Genomic DNA, 12,042 nt, shown 5'->3' with positions numbered 1-12,042 from the left:
TTTCAGAAAGCAGCTGCTTCGGAAGACTCCGGTTCATCCTCCAGCCGGTCATACCAGTTCCATTTCAGAAAAAGCGACGTTGCCGCCAGAACCGCCGCCGACACCCAGAATCCTTTCCAATGCCGCAGGACGAAATAAAACGGCAGGGTGCACAAACTCAGCTGCCAGACAATTCCTACCGCCGCATTCACCATATCCTGCCGAAAACAGCGATTCGGCACAAAAGAGGCATTCTCCTGCTGAACGGCCTGCAGAACCGGGCCCCAAAATCCCCACGGACGCGTGCGGACATAAAACCGCTTCAGCACCTCCAGGTTATCCGGTCGGGTCATCAGCGAAACCCCGATGGAGGCCGCCAGACTGATGCCGAACAGCAGCGGGAACGTATACAAAGACGGCCTCCCCGGCAGAATCAGCGGAAAGAGAAGCGACGCCGCCAGACCGGCCGCCATCCCGGCAAAATACCCATACCCATTGAACCGCCACCAGTGCCACTTGAGCACATTCGGCGCGACATACCCGCCGTACAGTCCCGCCACAATCCACTCACAAATCTGATGAATCGACTTGGCCGTAAATCCCACCCCGATTCCCGCCAGTACAATCAGCAGGGAACTGAGATAACTCATCCGAACCAGCCGCTTGGACGAAGCATCCGGACGGATATACCGCTGGTAAAGGTCTTTGACTGCATAGGAAGCACCGGCATTCACCGTGCAGTCAAATGTGCTCATAAACGCCGCCAGCAGACCCGCCAGCATAAACCCCAGCAAGCCGCTCGGGACAAAATGGTTCAGCACATACGGCATCACCTGTTCAAAATCCACCTGCGTACCCATTTCATTCAGCGTCTGCCGATAAAACACAAGTCCAAGAACTCCGATGGAGGCCACCATCAGATACCGCGGCACAAAAAGCGCCACACAGGTAAACCAGCTCATCAGTCCGGCCTCGCGGGGGTTCCGCGTCGCCAAAATGCGCTGCATATCGTAATTCGGCGCAGGCCCCGCCATGCTGGCCGGAATCCCCTTAAACAGCATCAGCAGCACAAACACCGTAAAATATTCCCAGCCGTCCTGAGCAATCTTTGTATTGCCCGCCTCCAGCAGTCCCGACCAGTCCAGATTCAGTTTCCAGCCGAAAAACAAATCTGCCCAGCCGGCCGGAACAGCGGCCGCAATCTGTCCGGCCGTCGTCCGCGTCATGGCAATCCAGGCAATGCAGACGCCCGATGCAGTCAGAATCGCGTACTGAAGCAAATCCGTCACCACCACGCTGTACATTCCGCCGGCAATGACATACACCGTTGTAATTCCCATCAGGACTATCGCATAAACCGCCGGAGACCAATCCCACGGAAAGAAAACGGCCGCAAATTTGCCGATTCCCTGAAACGAATACGCCAGCATGCTCACCACACTCACCAGCGCAAAGACCACCACAATAATATGCGACAGCGCGGCTCCCACTCCCTGTCCGAAGCGAAAACCAATCCACTCCGCCCCGGTCATCACTCCCGAACGCCGCAGCCATCGGGCCAGATAAATCATCAGAAAGACCTGATTAAAAATCGGCCACAGCCACGGAATAAAAACGCTTTTCATCCCGTAAATGAAAAAGAAGGTCACCAGCCACATCGTGCCGGTAATATCGAACATCCCGGAGGCATTGGCAATCCCCAACAGCGGATACGGAATCCGATTGCCTCCCAGAAAATAGGAGTGAATATTCTGCGCGGCCCTTCGGGAGCAGAGAAACCCGATTGTCAAAACACTCACCAGATAGAAAACAATAATAGCAATGTCAATTGTTGTAAACTTCACTCGTTTTCCCTGACCCTTCCGTTCTCCGCCCCGGTTGCCCTAATCGAACTGCTTTCCGTCAAATCTCTCAAAGAGCATAACACTCTTCTTGCTGCCGACTCCTGCACAATTGTCCGCCCTTTCACGTCCGCACCAGTCGCTGCCGGCCCGCCGCATCCCGCCTCCCGGGGGCGGCCTGATTAAAACGGCCAGGAGTAAATCAGCGTCTCTTCCGGCAGCACATTCTGCAGATGCCCGTCCACAAAGACCGCCTTGGTATAGCCCAGATATCCGTCTGCATCTTTGGCTCGATGAAAACTGCCCAGACAGTCCACAAAGGTCGGGGGCACTTTATGCTTTCCGCCTGCACTATCAATTGTAGCTTTCGCCGCCGCCGGATTGATGCTGTACAGCAGACAGTCATTCAGCGGCGACTGCGAAGAAACCCGCACCGTAAACCCCGTATAAAGCGGACGCGGATTAGAGCTGGGAATCGTATAGGGATTTTCCTCCCCGTATGCAAACACCTGCGAGGGCGACTTGACCTGCGTAATCTTGCGGGCAAAGACAGGAGCCCGCCAGTATCCCAGCGGCCCGAGGAACGGATTTTGCGAATAGGTAAATTGCGGCACAATCGGAATCGCCGGATTGTGCGTACCCAGACCACGGGCACAGTTGCTTCGCTGCTGGGCAATCCGCTTAAAGGCCGGACAGGCACGAACCCGGTCATCCGTCAGATACCGAACAATCAGCCCGTCCGGAATCAGACTCGCATTGTGCCAGACACAGTCAAAATTCATGAGCGAACTCGAATTGACCGGATAGGGGCTGGCCGGGTCGTTCCGCACCAGATTCATCAATAGCCAGTCTTCCGCATCCGGAAATGTCCCATTGTTGTCATTGCAGTAGGCGTTCATTCCGACTCCGAACTGCCGCAGGTTGTTTTCGCAGAGAACCTCCTGTGCCCGCTCTTTGGCAATCTTCAAAGACGGCATCACAATGCTCAGCAAGAGTGCGATAATCGCAATCACCACCAGCAGTTCGATTAAGGTAAATCCCTTTGGGACCCTCATAAACAACTCCTTAAAATACAAGCCGTCTTCGGTTTCCTTATCCGCACACCCCTCTCCCTGGACATTCACTATAGACATCCCCGAAAACAAAGTCAACTAAAAATATTTGCGTTAATATTTGCAATTCTATTTTATTTTCAACAAAACCCGCCGGGCCGCCCCGGCAGCAGAAAAGGAGAATGTCTCATAAGAATCTGTCAATAAAAGATTTATGTTCCCTGTTTTTCTCATATTGCCCCGACGAACCTTCCGCGGTTTTTTGCTTTTGCGGGAAAAACCGCAAATTTCCACAAATATTTGTTTGTCTAAAAAGATGAAAAACATATCATAGATGATGAGAACAGAATAAAGACTGCATTGAGGAAATTTTCTAAGTCCTATGAAACCCAGAAGCCAGATAAGCTTAAAACAGATTGCCGCCGCAACCAATCTGTCGATTTCGACAGTCTCCCGGGTGCTGCGCAACAAAGGCGAAATCTCGGAAGAAACCCGCCAAAAAGTCCTCGAATGTGCCAAAAAATTCAATTACCGTCCTAACCTTCTCATCCAGGGAATCCAGACAGGGCGCACCGGAAACATCGGCATTATGGTTCCCCCCTTCGACGAACACTGGGCCCGCGTCATCGAAGGCATCCACGACACTCTGGTCGAATATGACTATGCCGGGATTATGCTCTGGGACAGCTGCTTTGGGAAAATCCTCTCCCAAAAGGAAAAAGAAGCCTTCATGCTCAAACAGATGCACCGTCTCATCGACCGCCGGGTGGACGGCGTCATCCTCTGGCCGCGTGTCAGTGAAGTCTATGGGGCCCACCTGGATGAGCTCGAATCCAGAAATCTTCCCGTCGTGACCATTGATCATGAGCTTGACTTCTCGGACTCTGTCATCACGGATGAACGGCTCGGAGCCGAACTGGTCGCTGAGCATCTCTATCAGCTCGGCCATCGGCGCATCGCCCACCTGTGCGGACATCAGGAATGGACGTGGGCCAAACTGCGCCGGCGCTATTTCGAAGAAGCCCTGTCTGCCTATCCCGATGTGACTTACATTCTCCAGACCGGCACCGATTTTGTGGAAGAAATCCCACCGCTGATTCGACAGATGCTCGAAAAAAGGCCGACGGCGGTCTTTTCCTTTTCCGACTGGGCCGCATTCGAAATCTACAAAGTTGCCGCCGAAATGGGGCTGCGCATCCCCGATGACCTATCCGTCGTCGGCTACAGCGACTCCAACCGATTTGCACAGCTGATTCCGCCCCCGCTGACCACCGTGCGACAGAAGTCCCGCCAAATCGGGATTGAAGCCGCCCGCATCCTGATGGAACGCATCAGCGGCAAAGAAAAATCCCCCAAGCGGGTGCGGACGGTGATCGACTGCGAATTGGTAGTGCGAAAATCCACGCGTCCTATTTAAAATCGTTCTTGCCCTCTTTGGCAAAACTCTATATAACAATGGATGAAAATATTTGCGTAAGGAGTTTTGCCATGAAAACTGTTCTTGCTGTTTTCTTCGTCTGCGGGCTGCTGTCCATCACGGCGGCTCAGAAATTTGAAGGGCTGGCCCCCACACCCCCGATGGGCTGGAATACGTGGAATACCTTTGCCGGCAACATCAGCGAATCCCTCATCAAAGAAACCGCCCAGGCTATGATTGATTCCGGAATGCAGAAGGCCGGCTACATCTACATCATCATCGACGACTGCTGGAGTGCCAAAGAACGCGATGCCGATGGAAACCTTATCGCCGACCCCGTCAAATTCCCAAGCGGAATGAAAGCCCTCGGAGACTGGCTCCACGAGAAGGGGTTTAAGTTCGGCATTTACGGCTGTGCCGGCCGAAAAACCTGCGGCGGCTACCCGGGCGGACGCGGCCATGAATTCCAGGATGCCCGTACCTATGCCTCCTGGGGCGTGGATTATCTCAAATACGACTGGTGTGAAACCGGAACCGCCGATGCCCGTGAAACCTATAAAATTATGCGGGATGCCCTCTATGCCGCCGGACGCCCCATCGTATTCAGCATGTGTGAATGGGGCCAAAATAAACCCTGGGAATGGGCTCAGGAGGTCGCCCACCTCTGGCGAACCACCGGCGATATCGGCCCCTGCTGGGACTGCAAACCCAAAAAAGAATGGGAAAACAGCATCAAAAGCATCCTCGACCGACAGGTCGGCCTCGAACAATACGCCGGTCCCGATCACTGGAACGACCCGGACATGCTCCAGGTCGGCTGTGAAGGACTCTCCCTCGAAGAATCCCGGTCCCATTTTACCCTGTGGTGCATCCTGGCCGCCCCGCTCATTGCGGGCAATGACGTCCGGAATATGAGTCCGGAAATTCGAGACATCCTCACCAGCCGTGAGGCCATCGCCGTCAATCAGGACCCTCTCGGCAAACAGGGGTTCCGATTCTTTTGTACCCCTGAAAAAGAAATCTGGGCCAAGGAATTGTCCAAGGGAGACTGGGCGGTCTGTCTGCTCAATCCCGCCGCTCAGCCTGTCGAAATGACCCTCTCGTGGAAAGACCTGACCTTCCTCAAAGGCACCTTCCGCGTCCGAAACATCTGGAGCAAAAAAGACCTCGGCACTGCCGAAGAGACCTTCCGCGGAAAACTGCCCCCCCATGGCGTCGCCTTCTTCCGACTGAGCCCTATCAGCCCGTAATTTCGGCCGGGCTAAAGATTATAAAGATTATTTCGTATTTCTGCCGGGAATATAGCCCCGGACAAGAAACCGAAAATCATCCGAGCTGGTGTTGGTATAGGAAAACCAGGTCCGTTTCGGGTCGGCGGCCGCTGCGATAATGTCCGGGTCTGTCCAGGTATGAATCTCCCCGTGCCCGTCTGCATAGCCGAATCCGCTGCGTTTGCGATGCCAGATGGCCAGCGTATCGCTCTGCGGTGGCGTCCGCTCCAAAAGAAAGTTCCAGCTGCCCATCAGCCATCCCCGATTGTCCGTCGATTCAATAAACACAAACTTGATGCCGGGATTGAGAATCTCCGTCATCTTCTTGACAGCCCGCCGGTCATTAGTCGGATTCCATGCGTTCAGCATATCCGAAACGGAATAGCTGCAGTAGGAATAGTTGTCCGGATGCGGATTGGCATCCCGTCCAGTCAGACCGTTGGGAACGAGAATTCGGCTTAAATCGCCCGGACAATGATAGGCCGCCGGGTCGCCCACATAATCAAACAGGGCGCCTCGCATAATCCCCAGCTTTTTGTGCTCCAGCGTCGGCGGACCGGGTGCCTGCGACGGCTCCCCTGTATATCGATAATTTTCATCCTGCGGACAGTCCACCCAATACGGCGGACGCCGACCGAGAGAGAGCAAATTGACACCCGACTGCTCCGGATAGCGCGGCACATCGCCGTTGACGAGGCGAGAGTCATGATTGTCCGCATAGGAATGATACGCTTTGGAAAGTCCGTTCAGATTGGCCAGGCAAACCGCCATATGCGCCTGAATCCTTGCCCCTTTCAGGGCCGGAATCACAATCGAAACCAGAAGCGACACGATGGCAATCACGACCAAAAGCTCTATCAGGGTAAAGGCCGCTCGTTTTTTCATACCATCTCCTTTCCCGACTGCCGCTTCCCATTTCTCATTTGGGTATAGAGCCTACTCTACCTTATTACCAAATATGTGTCAATAAAAATATTTGCGTAAGTATTTGCATTTTAATTTTTCCCCCAAAGCTTGATAGAATCGAATTCCTCTTCTATAATGCCGTCAGCTCAACAATGGAATCGGAGAAAACTTTTTTTTTACAGAAAGGATTAGAGTATGGCACGCCTGACCGAACAAGTCCAAACGGCGGATTGGAAAAGCGAAAAGCATGTCCCCGTCATCGAAGCCCCGGACCAGGTAAAAGCAGACGAAATTTTCCGTGTTACCGTCAGCATCGGCAAAGAAATTGCCCATCCGAACAAAACGGAGCATCATATCCGGTGGATTTCCCTCTACTATCAGGAGAATGGAGGCAAATACCCCCGCCAGGCGGCCCATGTCGAATTCACCTGCCACGGTGAATCCATTGAAGGCCCGGACAAAGGCCCCCTGTTCACGCACCACGAAGCAACGGCCGCCTTGAAGATTTCCAAGTCCGGCACACTTTACGCCCTGGCGTACTGCAATATTCACGGACTCTGGCAGTCGGAGAAACCCATTACGGTCGTTTAAGGTCCGCTTTTCGAGCTGCCTTTCCTCCTAAAAATAGGGATTCAAACAGGGATTCTCTGGTTGACAACCCGAGAAAAGATGGATACTTTTTCCAATTTACGGCCTGTTCAGGCCGTTTCTCATTGTATTCAAACCAAAAAACGCATTAGAAACCGACAAAAAGCAGGGAGTTTGAAATGCCGAAAGTGACACTGATTCGAGGGGATGGAACGGGTCCTGAATTGGCCGAGGCAGCACGCCGATGCATTGATGCCCTCGGGGCTCCTATCGAATGGGATATTCAGGAAGCCGGCACGGACATTATGGAAACAGCCGGGACCCCTCTGCCGGAAGCCACCATCGAATCCCTTCGAAAAAACGGCATCGGGCTCAAAGCCCCGATTACCACCCCGGTCGGTACGGGTTTTCGCTCTGTCAATGTCCACCTTCGCCAGCTCTTTGACCTGTATGCCTGCGTTCGTCCCTGCAAATCGTATCGGGGGGTCCGCAGCCGGTATGAGAATATTGATTTGGTGATTATCCGGGAAAACACCGAAGACCTCTATGCCGGCATCGAATTCGAAAAGGGAAATCAGGAAACCCTCGAACTGATTGACTGGCTGAACAAGCACAGCAAAAGAAAAATCGGTCCCAACACCGGCATCAGCATCAAGCCGATTTCTGTCGAAGGCACGCAGCGCATTGTGCGGTTTGCCTTTGAATATGCCCGGAAAATGAACCGAAAAAAGGTTACTTCCGTCCACAAAGCCAACATTATGAAACACACCGACGGTCTGTGGCTGGAAGTGAGCCGGCAGGTTGCCGCAGAGTACCCCGATATTGAGTTTGAAGACCGAATCGTGGACAACATGTGCATGCAGCTGGTGCAAAAGCCGGAACTGTATGATGTGATTGTCCTGCCGAATCTCTACGGAGACATCATCAGCGACCTGTGTGCCGGTCTGGTCGGCGGGCTGGGTGTGGCCCCGGGAGCCAACATCGGTGAAAAGGGGGCGATTTTTGAAGCGACACACGGCAGTGCACCTAAATACAAGGGACTCAACAAAGTCAATCCCACCGCAGTAATTCTCAGCGGAATGCTGATGCTCCGGCATCTGGGATTCACAAAAGAAGCCGATAAACTCGAACAAGCCGTCGCGGCCGTCATTGCAGAAGGCAAAGAGGTCACTTACGACCTCAAGCCCGATCGGGATGACCCGACAGCCGTCGGAACCCAGCAAATGGCCGACGCCATTATTCGAAAAATCCGCACAGGATAATCGAATACATTTGAGGGAACCGGTTTGAACGAAACGACATTTCGTCAACTTGTTTCCGGAAAAGCCGAAGGGGCTGGGGCTGCCGTTCTCCGCGCTGTTTTTGCGGCAGCCTCGCATCCGTACGGCTGGGCGGTTGCTCTTCGAAACCGGCTGTACGACCGGGGTCGGCTGGCATCACATTCCGTGCCGTCCGCCGTCGTCAGCATCGGAAACCTCACGACCGGCGGCACCGGAAAAACCCCGCTGGTCATCTGGCTGGCCAACCAGCTGCTGGCCCGGGGGCGGTCCTGCGTCATCCTCACGCGGGGATACCGAACTGCTCCGGAGCGGGTTTCTGATGAACCGGCGCTGCTGGCCAAGGCCTGCGGCGGTGCAGAAGTTCTTGTCAACCCCGACCGAGTTCTGGCGGCTCGAAAGGCCGTTGAAAAACATCATCCGGATGTGCTGATTCTGGATGACGGTTTTCAGCATCGACGTTTGAAAAGAGACCTGGATATCCTGGCCATTGACGCCTCCTGTCCCTTTGGATACGGCAGACTGCTGCCGGCCGGCTTGCTGCGGGAACCCGTTTCCTCCGTCCGGCGTGCTCACATCGCCGTGATCACTCGGTTTGACCTGGCAACGGAAGACCAGATTGCCAACATAGAAAAAACCCTTCGGCGATACCAGCCGAACCTTGCCGTCTTTCACGCCGTCCATAAACAGCGCCAGGCCCGCACGTTTCACGGCCGGTCGATTCCGGTTGAGCAGCTGGCCGGCAAGAAGGCCTTTGTCTTTTGCGGCATCGGAAACCCGCCGGCCTTCCTTCGCAGTCTCGAATCGCTCGGCATCCATCCGGTCGGACGGCTCCTGTTCCGGGACCATCATCCCTACACACAGGAGGACATGAACACCATTCTCCGTCAGGCCCGCAAAGTGAATGCTGAGCTGATTCTGACAACCGAAAAGGATTGGGTCAAAACCGCCCTTCTGGCCGGGCCGGAGGAGCCCATTCCTTTTTATTACCTGCCGGTTGAACTGGAATTTCTGACAGACCCGGAACCGATTGTTCAAGCCGTTCTCAGACAAATTGAGATCAAACTTCATCAGGAGCATCCATGACTTACTCACACCTGCTCAAAACCGTAACTCATCTGGGCTCACCAACGGTGCTGCTGGCCGGTGATTTTATGCTCGACAGTTATATTTACGGCGATGCTCTTCGCATCAGTCCCGAAGCCCCTGTGCAGGTTCTGAAAGTAGTGGACCGGCAGTACTGCCCGGGCGGAGCCGCCTCCGTTGCCGCCGACATCACCACGCTGGAAGCCCGCTGTCAGTGCATCGGAGCGGTGGGAGATGACGCCGAAGGACGCCGGCTGCTCGAACTGCTCAACCGCCTGAAGGCCGACTGCTCGGGTCTGCTGACCGTCCATGACCGGCCCACTATCAGCAAACAGCGCATCATCGGCCTGGCGCAGCACCGCCACCGCCAGCAGCTGCTCCGCATTGATGACGAATGCACCAATCCGTACACGGCAAGCCAGTATGAACAGCTTTTTGACATGTTCCAAAGCCGCTTGAATCAGTGCGATGTCGTCTGCCTGCAGGACTACAACAAAGGGCTCCTGGTCCCGGACTTTTGCCGCCGGCTGATTGAAGCCGCCCGAAAAGCAGGAAAAAGAGTCCTTGTTGACCCTCCGCTTCAGTCCGACTATTCCAAATTCACCGGCGCCACCGTCATCACCCCCAACCGCAAAGAAACGGCCGCCGCCGTGGGCTTTCCCATCGAAACCATTGCCGATGCCGCCCGGGCCGCCGCTTTGCTTCACAAACAGCTTCAGCTCGAAGCGGTTGTGATAACCCTCGACAAAGAAGGGGCCTACCTGCGCACCGACGAGCTGGACCAGCACATCCCCACCGTGCCGCGCGTCGTTTATGATGTCACCGGAGCCGGCGATATGATGCTGGCCGTTTTGGCGGTCACCCTCGCCGCCGGCTGCGACTGGGTTGCCGCCCTGCAGATTGCCAACATCGCCGCCGGACTGGAGGTGGAGAAATTCGGCGTGGCCACCGTCTCCATTGACGAAATCGTCAACGAAATCATCTCCCGCTCCAAAGGCAAGACCGGCAAAATCCGCGATGACTGGTCGGTTCTGCTCAAAGAGCTCGACCTGCGCCGCCGGCAGAAAGAAACCATCGTCTTCACCAACGGCTGTTTCGATGTGCTCCATCGCGGCCATATCGAGTACCTGAATTTCTGCAGGCAGCAGGGAGATGTTGTGGTAGTCGGCCTGAATTCCGACGCTTCCGTGCGAGCCCTCAAAGGGCCGGACCGTCCCATCAACAATCAGCACGACCGGGCCGCGGTTCTGGCCGCCCTTGAATCGGTCGATTATGTCGTTTTCTTCGATGACCTCGACCCCCTGCGCCTCATTCAGCAAATCCGGCCTGATGTCCTGGTCAAGGGCGCCGACTGGGCCCAAAAAGGCGTCGTCGGGCGGGAATTCGTCGAATCCTACGGAGGAGTCGTAAAACTGGCGCCTCTGGTTGAAGGCAAAAGCTCCACGAACATCATTCAGCAAATCCGCGGCGGCCAGGCCGGCAGCCGGCAGGAGGCAAACCCCCATGACGCAAAATAAAGCGGTCTTTCTCGACCGAGACCAAACCTTGATTGAGGACCCCGGCTATATCAACCATCCCAGCCAGGTGCGGCTGCTTCCCGGCGTCGCTCAGGCCCTCATTCAGCTGAAAAAAATGGGGTATCTGCTGGTTGTCGTCTCCAATCAGTCCGGCGTGGCACGCGGTCTTGTCACCGAAGAAACCCTCCAGCAGATTCACCATCAGCTCAAAAAACTCCTGGCCGATGAAGGGGCCTATCTGGATGCCATTTACTACTGCCCCTTTCATCCGGAAGGAGTCATCCCGAAATACCGTTGCGAAAGCGACCTGCGCAAACCGAATCCCGGCATGCTTCTGAAGGCCGCTCAGGATTTATCGATTGACCTGTCCCGTTCGTGGATGATTGGGGACTCCTTCCGGGATATTGAAGCGGGCATCCGCGCCGGCTGCAAAACCATCTTGATTGAATCTCCCGCCCGCCGCCTCCAGCCGGGTCCCTCCGACCCTGTCCCCGACCGAAAGGTCGCCAGTCTGCGCGAGGCCGCCAATCTGATTCGAATGCTCGAACAGTCCTCCAAGCCGGCCGCTGCACCGGCTGTTCAAACACCGCCGCAGTCCGAACCGACGGCGTTTTACACTCCCCCGACTCAAAAAACGGAAAAACCGGCTCCCGCCCCTGAACCGCAGCCGGTCTCTGAACCGCAGCGTGTTCAGCCCCAGTCGGTCCAGGCCGCCGTCGAAGAAACTCCCTCTTCCGATAACCAGGCACCTGAGATGACCTCCGAGGAAGAGAAGGAAAAATCAAATCCCCTTCCCGAACAGCCGCCTTCAGAAGAGGATATTCTGCCCCGGTCCGCTCATTCGGAATTTCGTTCTGTCCTTCAGGAAATCCTTCGGCTGGTTCGGCTGCAGCATCGCGAGCGGATGTATGAGGATTTCTCCTTTCCGCAGATGCTGGCGATGATCACCGGCGTTCTGTCCGTTTTTTGCCTGATTCTGAGCATCTGGTTCTGGTTCGACTCCGCCAAGTCCCCCCTTCCGGCCCAAATGACGCTTGGCTATGCCGTCGCCCTGCTGCTGCTGACCGTTGTCCTGCTGCTGATTCGAAAATAAAACAAACCTCCGTGA

At 55.1% G+C, this 12,042-nt stretch carries 10 protein-coding genes; 7 read left to right on the top strand and 3 right to left on the bottom strand.

Features of this window, described 5'->3' with window-relative positions:
- Window positions 1-2 precede the first annotated feature (2 nt).
- Complete coding sequence (locus tag WHS88_02455; GenBank protein MEJ5259032.1) at window positions 3-1,823, bottom strand: sodium:solute symporter family protein; 1,821 nt, start codon at window positions 1,821-1,823, stop codon at window positions 3-5.
- A gap of 179 nt (window positions 1,824-2,002) precedes the next feature.
- Window positions 2,003-2,875, bottom strand: a complete 873-nt coding sequence (locus WHS88_02450) for a type II secretion system protein (GenBank protein MEJ5259031.1) — start codon at window positions 2,873-2,875, stop codon at window positions 2,003-2,005.
- 379 nt (window positions 2,876-3,254) lie between these two features.
- On the opposite strand from WHS88_02450, the gene WHS88_02445 reads away from it, so the two are divergent.
- Both WHS88_02445 and WHS88_02440 read left to right on the top strand, forming a co-directional pair.
- The gene (locus WHS88_02445) at window positions 3,255-4,289 is read left to right on the top strand and encodes a LacI family DNA-binding transcriptional regulator (GenBank protein ID MEJ5259030.1); all 1,035 of its coding nucleotides are present in this window, start codon (window positions 3,255-3,257) and stop codon (window positions 4,287-4,289) included.
- A gap of 71 nt (window positions 4,290-4,360) precedes the next feature.
- On the top strand, window positions 4,361-5,539 hold the full coding sequence (locus WHS88_02440) for a glycoside hydrolase family 27 protein (protein ID MEJ5259029.1): 1,179 nt from the start codon (window positions 4,361-4,363) through the stop codon (window positions 5,537-5,539).
- Between the two features lie 27 nt (window positions 5,540-5,566).
- Here WHS88_02440 and WHS88_02435 read toward each other — a convergent pair whose 3' ends face one another.
- Window positions 5,567-6,445 (bottom strand): prepilin-type N-terminal cleavage/methylation domain-containing protein, encoded by an 879-nt coding sequence (locus tag WHS88_02435; protein ID MEJ5259028.1) that lies wholly within the window; start codon window positions 6,443-6,445, stop codon window positions 5,567-5,569.
- A gap of 216 nt (window positions 6,446-6,661) precedes the next feature.
- Here WHS88_02435 and WHS88_02430 point away from each other — a divergent pair, with 216 nt between their 5' ends.
- The 5 genes from WHS88_02430 to WHS88_02410 all read left to right on the top strand — a co-directional run bounded on the left by WHS88_02430 (window position 6,662) and on the right by WHS88_02410 (window position 12,027).
- Window positions 6,662-7,057, top strand: a complete 396-nt coding sequence (locus tag WHS88_02430; GenBank protein MEJ5259027.1) for a class II SORL domain-containing protein — start codon at window positions 6,662-6,664, stop codon at window positions 7,055-7,057.
- Window positions 7,058-7,233: 176 nt separating this feature from the next.
- Complete coding sequence (locus WHS88_02425; protein MEJ5259026.1) at window positions 7,234-8,316, top strand: isocitrate/isopropylmalate dehydrogenase family protein; 1,083 nt, start codon at window positions 7,234-7,236, stop codon at window positions 8,314-8,316.
- A 24-nt stretch (window positions 8,317-8,340) separates the two neighbouring features.
- Window positions 8,341-9,417, top strand: a complete 1,077-nt coding sequence (lpxK, locus tag WHS88_02420; GenBank protein MEJ5259025.1) for a tetraacyldisaccharide 4'-kinase — start codon at window positions 8,341-8,343, stop codon at window positions 9,415-9,417.
- The gene (gene rfaE2 / locus WHS88_02415; GenBank protein ID MEJ5259024.1) at window positions 9,414-10,934 is read left to right on the top strand and encodes a D-glycero-beta-D-manno-heptose 1-phosphate adenylyltransferase; all 1,521 of its coding nucleotides are present in this window, start codon (window positions 9,414-9,416) and stop codon (window positions 10,932-10,934) included. The genes lpxK and rfaE2 overlap by 4 nt, the downstream gene beginning before the upstream one ends.
- Window positions 10,921-12,027: an HAD-IIIA family hydrolase gene (locus WHS88_02410; GenBank protein MEJ5259023.1), complete on the top strand. Its 1,107-nt coding sequence runs from the start codon at window positions 10,921-10,923 to the stop codon at window positions 12,025-12,027. Before rfaE2 ends, WHS88_02410 begins: the two co-directional genes overlap by 14 nt.
- Window positions 12,028-12,042: the final 15 nt, after the last annotated feature.

The sequence above is a fragment of the Anaerohalosphaeraceae bacterium genome (genome assembly GCA_037479115.1).
In the GTDB taxonomy this organism is placed as follows: Bacteria; Planctomycetota; Phycisphaerae; order Sedimentisphaerales; family Anaerohalosphaeraceae; genus JAHDQI01.
The sequence above is the reverse complement of the archived record's forward strand: the minus strand, read 5'-3'. Positions and strand labels throughout refer to the sequence as shown.